This window comes from Nocardiopsis sinuspersici (assembly GCF_001998325.1).
GTDB classification, from domain to species: domain Bacteria; phylum Actinomycetota; class Actinomycetes; order Streptosporangiales; family Streptosporangiaceae; genus Nocardiopsis; species Nocardiopsis sinuspersici.
The window spans coordinates 5451346-5468545 of the sequence record NZ_MCOK01000001.1 but is presented as its reverse complement, the minus strand read 5'-3'; the positions used below and the strand labels follow the sequence as shown (position 1 = coordinate 5468545).

At 70.9% G+C, this 17200-nt stretch carries 15 protein-coding genes; 4 read left to right on the top strand and 11 right to left on the bottom strand.

The genetic code is table 11. From position 1 onward, the window contains the following. Positions 1 to 50: 50 nt before the first annotated feature. The 4 genes from NOSIN_RS23570 to NOSIN_RS23555 form a co-directional block, all read right to left on the bottom strand. The gene (locus NOSIN_RS23570; protein WP_077692833.1) at positions 51 to 1184 is read right to left on the bottom strand and encodes a PQQ-dependent sugar dehydrogenase; all 1134 of its coding nucleotides are present in this window, start codon (positions 1182 to 1184) and stop codon (positions 51 to 53) included. Between the two features lie 39 nt (positions 1185 to 1223). Then, positions 1224 to 2396 carry an FUSC family protein gene (locus NOSIN_RS23565; protein WP_077692832.1) on the bottom strand — a complete coding sequence of 391 codons (1173 nt, stop codon included), beginning with the start codon at positions 2394 to 2396 and terminating at the stop codon, positions 1224 to 1226. Between the two features lie 122 nt (positions 2397 to 2518). Beyond that, positions 2519 to 3898, bottom strand: a complete 1380-nt coding sequence (locus NOSIN_RS23560) for a hypothetical protein (RefSeq protein WP_236743429.1) — start codon at positions 3896 to 3898, stop codon at positions 2519 to 2521. 32 nt (positions 3899 to 3930) lie between these two features. Then, entirely contained in the window at positions 3931 to 4635 is a 705-nt protein-coding gene (locus NOSIN_RS23555) for an alpha/beta fold hydrolase (protein WP_309232704.1), read from the bottom strand. A gap of 217 nt (positions 4636 to 4852) precedes the next feature. On the opposite strand from NOSIN_RS23555, the gene NOSIN_RS28140 reads away from it, so the two are divergent. Continuing rightward, positions 4853 to 5587: a hypothetical protein gene (locus NOSIN_RS28140; RefSeq protein WP_309232703.1), complete on the top strand. Its 735-nt coding sequence runs from the start codon at positions 4853 to 4855 to the stop codon at positions 5585 to 5587. Between the two features lie 167 nt (positions 5588 to 5754). Here the strand turns inward: NOSIN_RS28140 and NOSIN_RS23540 are convergent, their stop codons facing one another. Further along, the gene (locus NOSIN_RS23540; protein WP_077692828.1) at positions 5755 to 6282 is read right to left on the bottom strand and encodes a DUF1360 domain-containing protein; all 528 of its coding nucleotides are present in this window, start codon (positions 6280 to 6282) and stop codon (positions 5755 to 5757) included. Between the two features lie 365 nt (positions 6283 to 6647). On the opposite strand from NOSIN_RS23540, the gene NOSIN_RS23535 reads away from it, so the two are divergent. Continuing rightward, positions 6648 to 7670, top strand: a complete 1023-nt coding sequence (locus NOSIN_RS23535) for an SDR family oxidoreductase (protein WP_077693740.1) — start codon at positions 6648 to 6650, stop codon at positions 7668 to 7670. Between the two features lie 34 nt (positions 7671 to 7704). After that, positions 7705 to 8073, top strand: coding sequence for a DUF3140 domain-containing protein (locus NOSIN_RS23530; protein ID WP_077692827.1), 369 nt, complete (start codon positions 7705 to 7707; stop codon positions 8071 to 8073). 113 nt (positions 8074 to 8186) lie between these two features. Here NOSIN_RS23530 and NOSIN_RS23525 read toward each other — a convergent pair whose 3' ends face one another. Further along, the gene (locus NOSIN_RS23525) at positions 8187 to 9569 is read right to left on the bottom strand and encodes an MFS transporter (protein ID WP_077692826.1); all 1383 of its coding nucleotides are present in this window, start codon (positions 9567 to 9569) and stop codon (positions 8187 to 8189) included. A gap of 656 nt (positions 9570 to 10225) precedes the next feature. On the opposite strand from NOSIN_RS23525, the gene NOSIN_RS23520 reads away from it, so the two are divergent. After that, a complete protein-coding gene (locus tag NOSIN_RS23520; protein WP_077692825.1) occupies positions 10226 to 11062 on the top strand; it encodes a hypothetical protein in 837 nt (278 codons plus the stop codon). Positions 11063 to 11910: 848 nt separating this feature from the next. Here the strand turns inward: NOSIN_RS23520 and NOSIN_RS23515 are convergent. From NOSIN_RS23515 to NOSIN_RS23495, 5 genes are all read right to left on the bottom strand, one after another. Beyond that, the gene (locus NOSIN_RS23515) at positions 11911 to 12255 is read right to left on the bottom strand and encodes a hypothetical protein (protein WP_143832986.1); all 345 of its coding nucleotides are present in this window, start codon (positions 12253 to 12255) and stop codon (positions 11911 to 11913) included. Between the two features lie 8 nt (positions 12256 to 12263). Then, positions 12264 to 14738 carry a hypothetical protein gene (locus NOSIN_RS23510; protein ID WP_077692823.1) on the bottom strand — a complete coding sequence of 825 codons (2475 nt, stop codon included), beginning with the start codon at positions 14736 to 14738 and terminating at the stop codon, positions 12264 to 12266. Positions 14739 to 14817: 79 nt separating this feature from the next. Then, positions 14818 to 15153 carry a DUF6507 family protein gene (locus NOSIN_RS23505; protein ID WP_077692822.1) on the bottom strand — a complete coding sequence of 112 codons (336 nt, stop codon included), beginning with the start codon at positions 15151 to 15153 and terminating at the stop codon, positions 14818 to 14820. Beyond that, positions 15150 to 15482, bottom strand: coding sequence for a hypothetical protein (locus NOSIN_RS23500; protein WP_077692821.1), 333 nt, complete (start codon positions 15480 to 15482; stop codon positions 15150 to 15152). The genes NOSIN_RS23505 and NOSIN_RS23500 overlap by 4 nt, the downstream gene beginning before the upstream one ends. Before the next feature lie 294 nt (positions 15483 to 15776). After that, complete coding sequence (locus NOSIN_RS23495) at positions 15777 to 17192, bottom strand: DUF6177 family protein (RefSeq protein ID WP_077692820.1); 1416 nt, start codon at positions 17190 to 17192, stop codon at positions 15777 to 15779. Positions 17193 to 17200 lie beyond the last annotated feature (8 nt).

The window sequence follows — 17200 nt, the reverse complement described above, 5'->3', positions numbered from 1 at the left end:
GCACTCCGCGGGGCGCCGCGCGCGACGGCGAGCGCCGGCTCCCCCGGCCCCTACTCCAGCGGCACCCTCAGGATGCGGTCGTCCTCCGCAACGGGATTGCCGAGAGCGTCGAGGTTGCTGGTGGTCAGCCACAGCCCGTCGCCGCCCGGAGCGGTCGCCACCGTGCGCAGGCGGCCGTACTCCTCCTGGTAGTGCGCCACCGGTTCGCCCAGCCCGTCCTCGGTGAGCGGCACCTCCCACAGGCGCTCGCCGCGCAGCGCGGCCACCCACAGGGAGCCGCCCGCGATCGCGGCGCCGCTGGGCGAGGCCTCCTCGGGACTCCAGGTCACCAGCGGGTCGACGTACTCGTCCCCGCCGCCGGGGCCCTCCACCTCGGGCCACCCGTAGTTGTTGCCCGCCTCGATCAGGTTGATCTCGTCGAGCTTGTCCGCGCCGAACTCGGTGGCGTACAGGTTCTCCTCCCCGTCCCAGGCCAGGCCCTGCACGTTGCGGTGTCCGTAGCTGTAGACGCGGTTGTCGAAGGGATTGCCCGGCGCCGGCTCCCCCTCGGGGGTGATCCGCAGGATCTTGCCCGCCAGCGAGTCGATGTTCTGGGCCAGGCGCGACCGGCCCGCGTCCCCGGTGCCCACGTAGAGCATGCCGTCGGGTCCGAACTCGATCCGGCCGCCGTCGTGGTGGGACGAGGAGGGAATGCCGTCGAGGACGACCTCGGCCTCCCCGAGCTCCCCGCTCCCCGGGTCGTACTCCATCCGGCTGATCCGGTTGTCGGACTCCGAGGTGTGGTAGGCGTACAGATACGGCTCGTCGGGGAAGTCCGGGTGCAGGGCCAGCCCCATCAGGCCGCCCTCCCCGACCGGCGAGACCCCCTCGACGGTTCCGACGTCCGTGACGGCGCCGTCCCCGGACACGCGGACGATCTCGGCCAGGTCGCGCTGGGAGACCAGGGCGGAGCCGTCGGGGAGGAAGGCGACCCCCCACGGCACCTCCAGGCCCGTGGCCACCACCTCGGGCTCTCCGGGATCGACCGCGGTGGCGCTGGCGGAACCGCTTCCGTATCCCCCGCCCCCGTTCTCCTCCGTTCCTCCGGTACCGCCCTCCTGGCCGCCGCATCCGGCGACCAGCACGAGGGCGCCGAGGACGGCGGCCACGCGGACCGCCGGTGTCCCGTTCGCTGCGGGTCCCATGTCCGCTCCCTTCCCCCGTCGTGTCCTGCCCGGGTACTCTCACGTACCTCCGCGCTCGCTGCGCTCGGTGTTCTCATGCCCCGCGTACAGTTCCTCGAACAGGCGCGCCATGTCGGTGAGCATCGCGCTGTGCACCGACCACAGTTCCTCGGTCCCGTACTCGTCGATGCGTTCGCGCGTCTGCGAGATCCTCTGGAACGCCTCTTTCAGACAGGACTCCAGATCGGGTGAGTACGTCTCGCGTTCGGGCTCGTCGGCGTCGTGCACGGCTTGGAAGGCGTCGGCGGCCGCGTCCAGGACCGGGGCGAACGCGCGCAGGAAGGCGTCGCTCGGCTCGGGGAAGCTGGAGTGGGAGGAACGCGCGAAGGCCAGGGTGCGGGTGAGGGACTGCAGGTGCCGCGAGGCCCGTCTCAGGCCGGTGATCCAGTCGCGGTAGGCCACCGGCCTGTCCTGCGGAGGGGGCCCGCTCACGAGTGTGCGCGGGTTCAGGCGCGTGCGGTACTCCTGCTGCGCGACCGTCTCCTGGGCGTTGTGCGCGGTGTCGTCGAAGCGGCTCGCGGTGCGCTTCCAGTAGTCGGCGTCTTCGAGCCCGTCCCTGCCCTCCCGGAACCCGTCCGCCATCTGCCGGGAGAGGTCGCCCAGGGCCTCGGCGAAGTCGAGCACGGCGTTCTTGGCGTCACGGAAGCGGATCGCGGGGGCGAAGACCGCGTTCGTCACGACGGCGGTCGCCGTCCCCACCAGGACCATGAGCAGCAGCGCCCCCAGGTTCGCGAGGCTGCCCGCGGTACCCCCGGCGAGTGCGAACGCCGCGACCACGGCGATCTGCTTGCCCTGTTCCCCGAAGACCGAGAGCTGTCCCACCAGCAGCGCGACCAGCACGACCAGCGCGAACAGCCAGATGCTCCTGCCGATGGGGATCCCGCCCGCGCCGGCGATCAGCGCGCCGAGGAGGACCGCGGCCACGTAGCGGCCGGACTGCAGCACCGACCCGTACACGCTGGGCGTCACGACCAGGAGGGCCGAGAAGGGCGCGAACCCGATCTGGGAGGAGCCCCCCACGAGCGAGCCCAGCACCCAGGCGACGGTCGAGGCGATGACGCTCTTGAGGATGATGACGGCGGTCTCGCGCTCGTATCCCCGGTACGCGAGGGCCCGGCGCACTCCTGTGAGCCAACGGCTGTCGGCCACGGCCTCCCTCAGCCGATCGATCATCGTCCCCCTCCACTCCCCTGGTGCTCTGCTTCGGCCGGTTTCCCTCCCGCGGCCGGCGCGGTGGCCGGGAGCCGGGCCGCTGACGGGCGCGCCGCCGAGGGGTCCGGCTCCGTCGGCGGTGGCTAGTCCCTCTCCTTCACCAGCTCGACTCCGTCGGCGCCCGCGAGGGACTCGGCGGCCTCCGGCCACCGCATGGGGGGCGGCATGGGCTGCCGCCCGCGCACCCGCGTCAGCTCGCGGTGGAACCGGGCGAAGACCGCGAAGTCGCGGGGGAAGGCAGACGGATCCGTGCCCAGGAACGAGCCCACCTTGGTGGCCCGGTCCAGTACGCGGGCCCACTCCTCGGCCCGCGCCAGTCCCACCGAGTCCACGCCGTGGGAGAACAGGGCCATCCGGATCTCCTCGTAGTCGGGCACCCGGTCCAGGTACTCCTCCAGGTTCCGCAGTGACGGCTCCTTGTTGAACACCGTCCAGAAGGGGACCGAGCCGGTGCGCAGGGCCCAGTAGGGCTCGACGAGCATGAAGGACTCCACCAGCAGCCGGTCCGGCGGCAGGCCCCGGCTCCGGTACCAGTCGCGGTACAGCTCCGCGACGGCCGGGCTGGGCGACTCCGGTTCCGCGTAGCGCAGCCGCCGCAGCGTCCACCCCTCCTCGTCGGCGAGTTCGCGCAGGTCGTCCATGAGCTCGGGGGCGAACCCCCACTCCGCCTCGGGGCCGTCGCCGTCCGGCTCCGGCCCGTCGAACTTCGTGTGGTCCGACCCCTGGGCGCGCAGGAACTCGCGGACGCGCTCGCTGCCGTACCGCAGCTCCTCCGGGGCGGCCCCGCCGAAGCCCCCGTGCTGGAAGACGTACCGGTCCGAGACCCGTGTGGTGGGCCACCGCAGGGCGCAGTCCGAGACGACGAGTGTGCCCCCGGGCACCAGACGCGAGCGCAGGAAGCGACGGTAGGCGTCGGGCAGCCGCAGCCACTTGACCCGGAAGTAGCACATGCCCGAGATCATGAGCCGGTCCTGGTTGGGGTCGTGCATGTGGTGCAGCCGCCAGTCGGGGTTGGCCCGCACCAGCTCCTCCCCGGTGGATCGCATCCTGCGCAGGTCGGCCGACGCGTCATCGGGGGGTACGCCGCCGCGGCGGACCGGGATGAGCAGGGTCTGCGGGAGCCACGGTGCCTCCAGCGCGGCTGCCAGGTGGGTGAGCGCCCCGTTGGAGGAGCCCACGAAGGCAACCTCGGACTGCTTCCCCGGGTAGTGGCCGGTGACCCAGGAGGCGAGCTCGTCGGAGTCGATCTCACCGACGCGCTGCCGCGGGACCGCCTCCGACCAGCCCGCCGCGGCGTAGACGCGTTCCTTCAGACGTCGGGGGGCGCGGTTGGCGGCCTGTGCGGCGAGCGCGACGGCTCCCTCCAGCGTGCCGGGCGCCTCCCCCGCGAGCGGGACGTCCCCGCCCGCGTTGTAGGACGACAGCGTCCGCAGCAGACTGGTGGCCGAGTCGAAGCCCGCCACGGACCGCTCCGGTGTCATCCGCCCGCGCCGTCTCATCGGACCGCCTCTCCGACGAAGTCGTGGACCAGGTCGGCGACCCGCCCGGGGGCCGCGGCGGTGAGCGCGTGGGGCTGCCCGGGAACGGTCACCAGACGTCCCCGGGGCAGCAGGCGGGTGACCTCCTCGGCCCAGTGCCCGGGACAGAGGGGGTCCTTGGTCCCGCGCAGGACCAGTGCGGGCCGCCCGACCTCGGGCAGGACCCGCTCGATCCGGTGGTCCCGGCTGGCCAGCCAGCTGCGGAGGACCCGGAGCGGTCCCGCCCTGCGGTAGTCGGTGACGCCGGAGACCACCAATGAGGGGCCCTCGCGGAAGTTGTCGAGCATGAGGCGCGCGGCCAGCACGGGCAGCGAGCGCAGCCGCGGGTCGACCGTCGGCCCCGCCAGCACCACCGATCCCACCTCGCCGGGCGCGCGTACCGCCGCCTCGACGACCACCTGGGCGCCCATGGAGACCCCCAGCAGGCAGGGCTCTGTGAGCCTTTGGGCCCGGACCCAGTCCAGGAGGGCCTCGGCGAGGCCGGTGACCGTGGGATCACGGTCCGGTGCGGTGCTCTCCCCGAACCCCGGCAGGTCGACGGCCCAGGCCTCCATCCGTCCGGAGAGGGCCCTGACCAGGGGAAGGGTCTGCTTGGAGGAGACGCCCGCGCCGTGCACGCAGACCAGCGGCGGCCCCTGCCCCGGTACACACCACGAGACCATGGTTCCGTGTACGAGCTCGTCCGTTCCCCGCCGCGGCTCCATACATCCCCCGGTTCTGCTCCCCGTGTCCTTCCGCCGGTGTGGTCCTCCCGCCGGTGTGGTGGTCACGACTACCCACGGGCCTCTCCGCCAACCCACGCCCGTGTCGGGCGTGTGGGAACGCGCGCACCGGTCAGAGGGGATACACGGCAGGTGCATGTGTGAAGGGAGCCAGGAGATGACCCGGAAGCCGGATTCCCCGCCCAAACGCCCCTGGATCAGGGGTGTCGTGCGCGGGGCCACGGGTGCGATGGCCATGACCGGTATGCGGCAGGCCGAGGTCGGCCTGGGATTCGTCAAGCGCACACCGCCCGACGCCATCCTGAAGGAGGGCGTGCCCGCCGTCCTGAAGAGCGTCCCCAAGAACCGGAGGAAGGCCGCCGTCGAACTGGCGCACTGGGGGTACGGGGCCACGGCGGGTGCCCTGTTCACCCTCCTGCCGAGGAGGCTGCGGCGTTCTTGGCTCGCCGGTCCGGTCTACGGGGTGATGGCCTGGGGGGCGTTCGAGCTGGTCATCGCCCCCGCTCTGGGCCTCGCCCACGCCCGTAGGTCCCGCCCCCAGGAGAGGGCGGCGCTCCTCGCCGACCACGTGGTCTTCGGGTTCGTCATCGGGGAGCCGCCCGAGGCCGAGGTGGCCGGGACGGAGGGGCCCGAGGACGCCCGGGGCGGTGGGGACACCGAGGACACCGGGGATGAGCGAGGCGGTGGGAAGCGGGAACGCCGCAAGCACAGGGAACGCCGTCGGCACGGTGAGCGCCGCGTGCGCGGTGAGCGCCGTCAGCACGGGGAACGGCGCGAGGGCGGAGAGCGCGGAGAACGCCGCGGGCGCGGGGAAGGCGGGGAACGCAGCAAGCACAGGGAACGCCGCGGGCGCGGAGAACGGCGCGAGGGCGGAGAGCGCCGCCGGTCCTGACGGCGGGGACGCCGGAAGGAGGCGGGGACGCCGGAAGGACCGGGCGGCCCCGGCGTGCGGCTCCGCGAGCTGCCCGCCTCGCCCCGGACGATCTTGCTCTCGGCGTCACTGTCGGACGTCGAGAGTGGCACTGGGAGCAAGATCAACGGGAGAGGGCACCCGGCGCCCTACTCCTGCGCCTTCTGCAGGCGTACGTACGCCAACTGGAGCCAGTCGGACACGGCCACGGAGCTGAACACCGCTCCTGCTCCCCTGGTGGCGTTCGGCGCGAACACCAGGCCGAAGGCGTACGCGGTGGCGATCCACTGCGCGGTGCAGAACGGGCAGGTGACCAGTTCACCGACGGCCCGGCGTCCGCCCTGGCCGCGTACCTCCTCGGCCAGCTCGGACGGCGCCGAGACCCCCTTGAACCGGGTGAAGAACGCCCGGAGGGGGCTGGTGACCGGGTCCTTGGCCACCAGGCGGGACAGCTTGTGCGTGGTCAGCGCCATGAGCACCAGGTCCCACGGGCCCACGTTCGCGGCCGCGCCGCCCCGGCGGGACCTGCGCGCCGCGAGCAGCCCCGCCCCCGCCAGGGCCGTGTAGACCGAGACCGTGGCGGCGTATCCGAAGAGGGGTTGATCGCTGTCGCCCCGGTAGGCCTCCGCCTCCTGGTGGAGCGTCTCCTTGATCTCGCCGGTGGTGTTGTCAGCCATCGCCTCTCGTTCCTCCTTCGTCGTCCCGCTCCGCTGCCCGGCCTGTCGTGCGTCCGGTCGTGCGGTGCGGCGCCGCCCGATGCGGCGCCGCCGGCGTGGTGGGCAGCGGGTGCGGTGAACGCGGGTACGGCGTTGCGGGAGGAAGCCGTGCTCGCCGGTGTGCACCGCGCTTCGCCCCGCCCGTCCCTCCGGACCCGTGCTGCCGTTGAGGGTTCCCTTCCGCTGGCGACTGCCCAGGGACGCCCACCGGGAAACAGCGGTTCAGAAGCTTGCCGTGACGTGTACATAACGGATGGTGCTCCCGGGTAGCGGGGACGGAGGGAGCAGCCGAGAGGCCGTGTCGACCTTGCGGGGAGGTGGCCGAGGTGGCCGGGGAACCGAGCAGCCAAGTCGTGGTGATCAGCGGGGCCAGCGCCGGAGTCGGCCGGGCGACCGCCCGTGAGTTCGCCAGGAAGGGATACGCCCTGGCCCTCCTCGCGCGGGGGCGGGCCGGGTTGGACGCGGCGGTGGAGGAGGCCCGTGCCGAAGGGGTGCCGGCGATGGCGGTGCCGGTGGACGTGACCGACGCCGGCGCGGTGCGCGAGGCCCTGGCACGGGTCGAGTCCGAGCTGGGACCGGTGGACATCTGGGTCAACTGCGCTTTCGCCTCGATCATCGCTCCGTTCATGGAGATCGAACCGGAGGAGTACCGCCGGGTCACCGACGTCTGCTACCACGGCTACGTGCATGGCACACAGGCCGCCCTGGAGCGCATGCTGCCCCGGGACCGGGGCGTGATCGTGCAGGTCGGGTCGGCCCTGGCCTACCGGGGCATCCCCCTCCAGGCCGCGTACTGCGGGGCCAAGCACGCGATACGCGGGTTCACCGACTCGGTGCGCTCCGAACTGGTCCACCAGGGCTCGCACGTCAAGGTGACGGAGGTGCACCTGCCCGCGGTCAACACCCCGCAGTTCACGTGGGTGCGCTCGCGCGTGGGGGGCCGTCCGCGCCCGGTCCCGCCGGTGTACCAGCCGGAGGTGGTGGCCGATGCGATCGTCTGGGGCGCCGAGCATCCGCGGCGGCGCCGGTACTGGGTGGGGGCCTCGACGGTGGTCACCGTCCTGGGGCAGCGGCTCGCGCCGCGCCTGGTCACCTGGCAGCAGGGGCGCAGCGGGTTCAAGGCCCAGATCCGCGACCTCCGGCCGCCCGAGCGGGACAACCTGTTCCAGCCCCTGGACGACGAGCGCGACTACGGCGCGCACGGCGAGTTCGACGGTGAGGCGCACGAGTCCAGTCCTCTCCAGGAGATGAACCAGCGTCGCCGCACCGCGGCCCTCGTGGGCGCCGCGGGTTTCGCGGCCGGGGCCGTGGGCTTCGCGGTCACCCGGGGCAGACGCCGGCGGGTCTGACCGCGTAGAACGAAGCCAAGCGAAGGGGGAAGAGATGGCTGAGCACGATCCCGTCGTCGAAGAGGTGTGGAACGACTTCCACTCGGTGGTGAACATGACCGGCCAGGAGTTGCGTGAGTGGCTGCTCACGAACGCCTCCGGTGAGAACGCCTTCAGCAACGACCCCGCCCACCCGGTGTGGAGGAGGGGCGAGGCGATCGTGAACCTGCTGAACAAGCGCCAGGTGGACGTGACCAAGGACGACGTCGAGCTGATGCGCGAGGTGTCGGAGTTCGTCCGCGACCGGTTGGCCGATCCCCACCGAGAGGACGCGGAGTGGCGGCACCGACTGATGTCGGTGGGACACGACCCGCTCAGCCCGGACTCGGCGCGGCCCGACGAGGAGGAGGACCTCGAGAGGTAGCGGGAGAGACGACGGGGACGACACGACGGGGACGACGCGGTGTCGGGGCGGGCGCGGTGCCCGCCCCGACCCGTGTGCGGCGCTGGTGGCGCCGGACCGTCACGGCCTCCGGCTCACCGGGATACGTCCGACGGCTGCACGGTCCGCCTCCTTCCGAGGACCAGGACCACCACCGCCGCCAGGAGGGCCGCCCCGCCCAGGGCGGGAGCCACCAGATGGAACGCGTCCGTGAACCGCTCGCCCTTCAGACGTCCTCCGGTGAGCACGGCCAGAGCGGCGCCGACGGCGGCGAGGGCGACCGTCTCCACGGTGATCCGGGTCGCGTTGAACACCCCGGCCGCGACGCCCGTCCGTTCGACGGGCACCACGCCCATGGCCATCCCGTCCACGGTCCCGTTGGTGAGGCCCACACCTGTCCCGATCAGCAGGAACGGTGCCAGCAGCCGCCACGGGCCGGTGTCCGGGCCCAGCGCCAGCAGTCCCATGGCACCGGTTCCGCACAGCAGGAGGGCACCGACCACGACCGCCGTGTGGGGCAGGCGCGCCGCCAGCTCCGCGCCCAGTGCGGGCAGAGGCAGCGTGGGAAGCGTGAGCATCAGCAGCCACAGACCGGCCCGGCCCGCGCCCAGGCCGACGACGGCGATCAGGTACGAAGGCAGGTACACCAGCAGCGGCACGAGCACCGCCATGAACGCGGCGGCGGCCAAGGCGTAGGCGACGAACCCGCGGTTGGCCAGCAGTCCCAGGTCCACCAGGGGTTCGCGTGCGCGCCGCTCGACGAGCACGAAGGCGACCACCAGGGCCGCCGACACCGCCAGTCCCCCGAGCACCGTGGGAAGCCCGTACCCGGGACCCTCCACCAAGACGGCGATCAGCGTGAGCAGCGCACACGTGAACAGGGCGGCTCCGGACCGGTCCACGGGCCTGCCGGTACCGCGCGAGGCGGGCACCAGGGGCACCAGGACGAGCACCAGTCCGGCGACCGCCGCCGGAAAGGCGAAGGCGGCACGCCAGCCGAGGGTCTCGACGATCAGGCCGGCGACGGCCGGGCCGAAGGCGGTGCCGGCCCCCAGGACCGTGCCCAGCAGGCCGAAGGCGCGTGTACGTGCCGGGCCGTCGAAGGCCGCGGCGATCATCGCACTGCCTCCGGCGACCGCCGCCGCGGCGCCGACACCGCCCGCGGCGCGCAGCAGGTTCAGGACCACGATGTCCTGGACGAACAGGCACAGGAGTCCGCTGACGCAGAACAGGGCGAGGCCGAAGGAGTAGACCCGGCGGCGGCCGACCGCGTCGGCGACCGACCCCGCGCACACCAGGAAGGCCGCGAAACAGGCGTTGTAGGAGTTGACGACCCACTGGCCGGCGGACAGGGTGCCGCCGAGATCTGTCTGGATGGAGGGCAGCGCCACCGAGGCGCCGGTGATGGCCAGCGGGAAGGTGAGTGTGGAGAGCAGGACGGCGAGGAGCAGTACCCCGCCGCGTTCGCGTGTGGACAAGAAGGGGCTCCGTGGCATCGGAAGCGGAGCCGGGCAGCACGCGGTGCCGCACCGGCATGGTCGCTGATGCGGCGGAGAACTCTGGGGTCGGCCGCCGCTAGGCGGCCACGTCAACCGATTCGGGCACGGACGGGAGCCTAGTCGATTCCCGGCTCACCGAACCAGCGGGTTCTCACGCTCGGAGGGACGGCGACCGTGCTCCACGACCGTCGCGAACGAGATGCCGACAACCGTGGCCGCACCGGGTCCCTCGCGCCGGTGAGGCCGCTGTGTGGCCGGAGTGGTCCTGGTCCGACGGTTCCGCCGGTTCAGCAGGTTCAGCCGAACAACCCGGTGAGGTGCTGGGCGAGGGCTCCCGATGCGGCAGCGAGGGCGTGGCAGGCCACCGTCCAGCCGACGCGGCGGCGGGGTTCGCGATGGCTCGTTGGACGGCGGGAACGGTCCGGCCTGCGCGGGAGCGGCGGCACGGGACACTGGCTGGGCGCCCCTTCACATACGTTCGTACCGGAGCGGGACTCCACGCACCGACGCCTGAGGTTCCTGTAGGCGGTTATGCCGCTGCGTCGAGTACCTCGGGCACATACAGGAGGCTCCGCCGTCCGGTCACTCGACTGCTCTCCCGACAGCGCCGATGCCCGAAAGAAGCGAGAGATCCCGTGTCCAACATCTTCACGAGCTTCCTGCGTGTCATCTCCCGTCCTGGTCGGAGTATCGGTCGCGACGAGGCCGTATGGATCATCGACCGGGTGCTCAACGAGCGCGGGTCGTACAACGTCCCGGTGGTGGTCCGGCGGACGGACGACGGAAGTCTCCTCGATATCCAGGCCGGCTGCGGGAAGAACCCGGGCTTCTACGACTTCTGGGAGGACCACCGCGACCAGTACGCCTGCATGTGGGAGCGCTTCTTCGACGATGGCGGTTTCCAGGACACCATCACGCACTTCGGCCAGGAAGGGGAGACCAGGCACGGCGCGTTCTGGTACGGGTTCGACGAGGTGCGAGTGCTCGGAGCTGCCGACCGCCTTCCCGACCTCGGCATGCCGTCCGTCTCCTGGGAGCCGGACGGCGACGGCGCCTGGCGTGTCGGCGTCACCGGCCGCTACCAGACCGGGAACGACCGGACCGACATCGAGAAGGCGGGGCCGTGCTCGACGGAGGTCGAGTGGGACCCGCCGGTCATGGACGTGGCCCCCGGCGGACTCGCCACACCGACGACTCCCAGTTACTGGAACGCGGAGATCATGGGGATGGAGCCGGACGGGCTGCACGGATTCGTGGAGCGCGGCTACCACGGCTCCGCGAGGGAGTCCCGTGTGGAGCGTGTGGAGCTTCTCTGGCGCGGACGCGTGGTGCACCGGGCGCAAATGGAGTACGACGCCCAACTCGATGAATACGACTGGGAGCAGCGCAGCGCCGACGACTGGGACAACTGCCTGAGCCCGGACTACCTTGCGAGCACGCGGAGCGCACGGCAACTCCGGCAGCACACCTGAGAAGACGGCCCGTGCGGTCGGCTCGCCTCGTCCGCTGTCACGCGCACCGGCCCGCTGGCTCGGAGCGGGAATGCACGGGCCGGAAGTCGAGCCGACTCAGACGATTCTGTCAGTGAGGTCGGGGGCGCGGCCGTCCACGATCTCGTAGGGTTCGGGGGTGCCTGGATGCCGTAGCCCTCCACAACACCGAAGTAGGTGGTTTCCCCTGGATTGGTTTCGGACCGCAGGGTGGACTCGACCTCCTTAGAACTACTGAAAGTCGTGGAGCGTTAGAGGCGTGCACCTCTGGATGAGGAGCGCCGGAGAAGGCGTAGCACGCCCAGACGTCGTGGTGAACGGCCACCTCCACAGCAACGTCCTCGAACAGCGGCGTCGTCTCCAGAAGGACGAGGCCGGCTTCCGTGTGAGTATCCCCCCAGGCGTCAATCCACGTACCACCACCGTGCGCCCGCAGCAGCTTCACCTGTGCGTCAGACGTATCCCGCGGACGTGAAGCCAGGATGCTCTGAGCACACTCAGGCGTGTTGACGGCTCCGGCAACCGGGACGGTCCGGTAGGCATCGGGCCTGCGGCTTCGGGGATGCTCCCAGCAAAACTCGACGGCTTCGACCTTCAGCAATCCGTGGCGGCGGAGGATCCCGGCGACGGTCCCCAGTGCGGAGAGGCATTCGAAGACACCTGCCTTCTCGCCCGTGCCGACGAACCACTCCCATGAACCGACAGCCTCCGGTGCTCTCAGGAGTTCACTCATCAACCACCCTCCTTGGAGATCTGCGCGCTCCGAGGAAGAACGATCACCTCATCAAACCACCACCCCCTGCCAGGTAGACCGGTGTCTCAGACAGGGGTTACTTCCGGAGAGTCCTGCGAACGAGAGGACGGTCGTTCTCATCGAAGCGGGCACCAAGCTCCCACGTTGTCCTCTGCACGAGGAGATCAAAGAAGAACTGAACCCTTTCAGGCCTTTCCGTCCATGTTGTTCCGTACACGTCTATGGAAGTCACGAAACCTTCGTATCCATCGAATTCTTCTACGTCTACCGCAAGGTCGCCAAACATATCCGAGATATCACTGAAGTAGAACTCGAAGACATCGCCATTCACTTCTTCAGAAGTGACTTCCGGGAAATCTCTAATCTTCTCGACGACTTCATTGACCCCTGCGGATACCATGATTGTTTCTACTTTCGCCACTGTCATCCCTACGGCCAGACGATGACGAAACCGCCACCGATAACGATCAGTTCGTCCAGGTCTCCACCATACCTGCGGAGTGGTGAACCCAATGCCGCCATGGAGTCTTCCTGACTCATCCCCGAAGGTCGCAGGTCAAGGACTAGACGACTTGACTGTTTACGTCCTCCCTTGATGTTCGATCGGATGGCGTTCGCGGACGCCGAGTCAAGAGTCTTAAATTCAACAGTGTGCCCGGTTCCTGAAATGACAGCTTCGGGCGACTTTTTGCCAGCCTCCGTGGACTCTGCCACCGATTGGACCTGAATCCCATATTCTTCAAGAAATTCTGCGATTTCCTTTTCCTTGGATTGGAAGTACTCCCAACCCTCACCGATCCGGCCTTCTCTGTGGAGATCTTCCACTGTGGGCTGACTGTAGCTCGCGGGACCAACGTCTTCAGGCCGAGGGACTCGACCGTCAAGTTCTACCTTGTCGGGAAAAACATCCAGCAGCCTCTCCGGGTTACCAGCTCCCGTATCGACTTCCTCATCGCCTGCGGCTTCGTCATCGCGCCCGTGGCTTTCGTCGTCTGCATTACCGTCGCCTCCGGTGCCGGTGCGGTCCTGGGGCGGATCGTCGCCACCGCCGCCGCCATCGCTGCCGCCGCCTGTGGCGGGTTCGGGGCGCCCCTGTTCCTCGCGCGGCCCGCCCGTACCCTCCTGCTCATCGTCGCGGCGCTGGGTCGGGTCGTCATCCTGACTGTTCTCGACATCCTCATCGCGACGCGGGGGACGCTCCCCGGGATCGTCCTCGCCGCGGGGCGCCTCGGTCTCACCCCGTTGGGACTCGCTCTCCGGACGCGGGGGCGAGGACGCGGCGCCGGGCTTCTCCTCGGGTCTGCTCGGCGCGTCCGCGACCTCCCCGTCAGGACGGGGCTCGGTCTGGTCGCCCTCGCCGCTCGGGCGGTCGGGTGGTGTGCCGCTGTCCTGGGGCTGTGGGGTGTCACCACTCTGCGGCGTGGTCGGCTTCTGAGAGGGCCGTTCGCCACCGGAATCGGGCGCGGGGGTGGAGGGCGTGTCCGGCCGGGGCGAGGGTGAAGGGTTCTCGCGGAACCGGTTCGGGTCCAGCAGCGACTCCCGCAGCACCGTGAGCGGGTTCTCGAAGCGCTCACCGGTGGGGCGGCTGCCCTCCCCGGCGTTCGGCAGCGGGCTGCTGGGCCACTCCCCCGTCCCCGGGCCGCCCTGCGACGTGGACTTGTCCGAACCGCCGGAGCCGCCGAAGTCACCAGAGCCCTCGGAACCCTCCGAGCCGTCGGAGGGCATACCGCCGGAGCCGCCCACACCGGTTCCGAGGACGATCTTGGCGAGCTTGAGGGGAAGCCCGCCGGTCATCAACGCCACGTTGGCGCCGATGGTGGTGTTGGAGTAGGCGGTGCCGTCCTCGCGCGTGGACCAGGCGGTGTGCCCCTCCCACAACTCGTCCTTGCTGGCGTCGAGGTTGTCGGTCCACCGGTCCCATCCCGCGCCCCACCCCTCCCGGCCGCCCGCTCCGGGGTCCCACAGCCATCCGTGGTCGTCGTGGATACCGATGAGGGCGGCCGCGTCCATCTTCGCGTCGTCCCAGGCCGCCTTGGCGTTCTCCCAGCGACCCGATGCGTCGAAGCGCCACCCGTTCTCGGGGTGCCAGTACCCGAGCTTGGTCGTCAGCCCCACCGCCGAGCCCCACAGCGCGTCGGTGACCACCGTGTCCCAGAGCGCCTGGCCCTTGTCGTTGCCCCAGTCCATCTGGGAGGGGTGGAACTCGCTGCCCGCCCACGCCGCGGCGTCGTTGGCGAAACTGTTGACGCCCTCGAAGCTGAAGGCGGTCTCCAGGGAGAGATCGCGCTCGCCGGCGTCGGTGGGCAGCCCGTAGACGAGCACGCCGTCCCCGCCCGCCTGGCCGGGCGAGGCGTAGGCGGGACCGCCGAACACCGCCGAGATCCGGGAGGCGCAGTCGTTCTCGGCCTCGTTGAACGTGGCCCAGGCGGCGTTGACCGCGTCCTTGAGGCGCATGTTCTCCGTCAGCGCCCACTCGTCGGTCTCCTCGTCCTCGGTCAGCCACCACACCTTCTCGTCGTGGTGCCGGTTCCAGAAGCCCTGGGCCTCGATCCGCAGGGTGTTGAGCGACCTCCGCGCGGTCTTGGCGGCCTCGGCCAGGTCCTCCAGCGCGGCGGCGACGGTGGCCAGGTCGCCGGAGATGTCCTCGCCCTTGGTCACCACCGGGTCCATCTTGGAAAAGAGCGCCTCGCTCTCGGGGGCCTCGTAGTGGGCCTGGAGGCCCCGCCAGGTGGAACGCATGTCCTCGGCCCCGCCGAAGAGGTCCTCACCGCCGGTGCGCAGCGTCTCGGCCGCGTAGTTGAGGGACCACACGTCGGTCAGGGGATAGGGGATGGCCTCGGGGTCGATGAGCGTGAACATGTTCGAGTCCACGCCGTCCTGGGGCTGGGTGGGTTCGAAACTCACCAGGGGGCCTTCCGTGGGGGCGGGGAGGGACAGGGAGGGATGGGGGAAGGGGCGGTGCGGGGAGGGACGGAGCGTCGGGTCAGAGGTCGAGGTTGTCGCCGGTGCCCGCCTGCCGCTGGGCCTCGGCGGCCATCTCCTCCTGGCCCTCGTTGTAGGCCAGGGTGGCGTCGTTGGCTCCCTGGAGACAGGAGAGGCTGCGGGTGAACATGGCGTCGGTCTTGCCGGTGAAGTGGTCGAGGAACCCGGCCAGGGCGGTCTCCACGGGCGGGCTCTTGGCGTTGTTCAGCGCCATGTCGATCCCGTCGGCGGTGGAGTCGATGGTGGCGGAGAACCCGCCTCCCTCCAGACCGAGCTGGTCGCCGAGGCCGGTCAGGACCAGCGCGACCCCGCCCACGTCGATGTCCCACTTGCTCATCGGTCGTCCCTCCCCGCCGGGGCGGTGAACCTGTGCGGGCGGAACGCGGCCCCGGGGTCGGCCGCCGAAGCGGAGGCGGCCGAGCGGTGGGCCTCCGCCATGCTCTGCTCGGCGACGTGGGCTTGGAGCAGGTTCAGCGAGGCACGCACGCCTTGGACCGTCCTGGCCATACGTTCCCCGACGGGCTTGACGGAGGTCTCGTCCGGTTCCGGTGCGGTGGGCGGTGCCCGTCCCGCCGGATCCTCGTCAGCGGGCGCCGAGTGACGGGGTCGTCGGGGTCCGGCGGCGGGGACACTCTCGGCCGACGGCTCGACCAGCTCGAACTTCATCCGGCGACACCTCCTGCGTTCGTTTCGTCGACATCCCACGCCCCACGGCCTCAGGGCACGGCTGTAGCAGTATGCGCATACGGGGTGACACTTCACGATCGGTTTTGGTTCGGGGGAAAACCGCGTTCGCGGTGATCAGGAGGTGGATTCCCGGCCGCCGGGCGAGAACGCGCAGATGAGGACGATGCGCGTGACACACGTCACTTTCACCGCACGGGAGAAAAGGCCCGGGCAACGGGGCCGTGTACGAGGGCCACGCACGTCCCTTTCCCGGAGGTCACTCCCGTCTCCTTGTCACCCTCGGGAGGCCGCGGTCAGGTAGGCGGTCTGCCTCCGCGTGAGCTCCAGTGCCCGCATGGGCGCGGCCGCGTCCTCCAGCACCGGGTACCAGGCGGCACGCTCCTCGCCCTCGCCGACGAGCGTGCCCCTGATCGGTCCCGCCTGGGCGCGGCCGGCCCCGACCCGGCGCAGGCGCTCCGGTCCGATCGCCAGCCCGACCGGAACCGCGGGTCCCGCCCACACCGGCACGTAGGTGGTGTCACCGCGCCCGGGAAGGCGGCGCACCCGCAGGCTCTCCAGCAGTCCCTCCTCCGCGAGCGCCTCCACCAGCTCCGGGAGCGCGTCGAAGGGCACGGATCCCTCGCCTTCGAAACCGACCACCACGGAGATCCTCTCCAGGGCGTGGGCCCCGCGCCAGGTGAGGCGGATCTGCCCGGAGAGGGGATGTCCCAGGCCCAGTGGCCCGGACAGGTACAGGATCGACGGCTCGGGCCTGCGCTGCTGGACGAAACCGGACAGCCGCTCGCGGTCCCAGGCCATGAGCGCGGGCTCGTACGGGCCCCACCCGGAAGGCGCGGTCCCGGCCAGGTGCTCGGCGACGACCTCCGCCGCACGGCCCGGACGCGGGGTGAGCGGGTCGCGGTGGAGCACGGACACGTCCACCACCAACTGCGTTCCGGCGGTCTCGGCGAAGTCCGCGAGGAAGCCCGGAACCGGCTCGGCGCCCGGTTCCTTCCCGGCCCAGTCCACCCCCGCCGGCTCCTTGGCCGGAATGAACCCGTACTCGGTGTCCCAGTGCACCGGAAGCCCGGTGATGCCGTCGTGGCAGTCACCGTCCTCGCCCCGTACCACCCAGCGCCCCAGCGGTCCGGCCAGGAAGGTCCGGGCCCCGTAGGTCAGCCGCGACGTCGCGGGGGTGAGCACCTGGAGCGTCCTCTCCCCGGTGTGCGTGGCCACCGCGTCGCTGAGCCAGGAGTCGAAGGGCACCACCGCGCGGTCCTGGACGACCAGGAGGGCTCGGGCCGCGGTGCGGTCGACGGCCGGGTGCCCCGGTTCCTCCCACAGGCCGAAGTCGGCCCCGCCCGAGGTCCACACCGCGCCTCCGAGCCGCAGCGCGAGCCCGTCGGCGAACCGGTGCGCCACCTCGCGGCCCCGCGCGTCGGGGCGGGCACGTGTCTCCACCCACCAGAACGTGTCCGGCAGTCCCGCCACGACCTCCGCACCGAGCAGGCGCACGACGTCGTCGGGGCGCTCCACCCGCCGCCCGGGTTCGAACGTGGCCAGGAGGTGACCGTCCCCGTCCCTGATCTGTAGGACGTCGGTGTCCCCGTGCTGGTGCAGCCGCAGCTTCGGGTCGACGTCTTGCAGGGCGTCGGCGACCGCCGGCTCGTCGGGTCTGTCGGCGACCAGGGCCACCACGTCGTAGCTCAACGGTTCTC

What these genes read in the sequence shown, in the direction of transcription:
- NOSIN_RS23570 (WP_077692833.1), bottom strand. Translation starts at nt 1,184, where the DNA reads ATGGGACCCGCAGCGAACGGGACACCGGCGGTCCGCGTGGCCGCCGTC.
- NOSIN_RS23565 (WP_077692832.1), bottom strand. Translation starts at nt 2,396, where the DNA reads ATGATCGATCGGCTGAGGGAGGCCGTGGCCGACAGCCGTTGGCTCACA.
- NOSIN_RS23555 (WP_309232704.1), bottom strand. Translation starts at nt 4,635, where the DNA reads ATGGTCTCGTGGTGTGTACCGGGGCAGGGGCCGCCGCTGGTCTGCGTG.
- NOSIN_RS28140 (WP_309232703.1), top strand. Translation starts at nt 4,853, where the DNA reads ATGACCCGGAAGCCGGATTCCCCGCCCAAACGCCCCTGGATCAGGGGT.
- NOSIN_RS23540 (WP_077692828.1), bottom strand. Translation starts at nt 6,282, where the DNA reads ATGGCTGACAACACCACCGGCGAGATCAAGGAGACGCTCCACCAGGAG.
- NOSIN_RS23530 (WP_077692827.1), top strand. Translation starts at nt 7,705, where the DNA reads ATGGCTGAGCACGATCCCGTCGTCGAAGAGGTGTGGAACGACTTCCAC.
- NOSIN_RS23505 (WP_077692822.1), bottom strand. Translation starts at nt 15,153, where the DNA reads ATGAGCAAGTGGGACATCGACGTGGGCGGGGTCGCGCTGGTCCTGACC.
- NOSIN_RS23500 (WP_077692821.1), bottom strand. Translation starts at nt 15,482, where the DNA reads ATGAAGTTCGAGCTGGTCGAGCCGTCGGCCGAGAGTGTCCCCGCCGCC.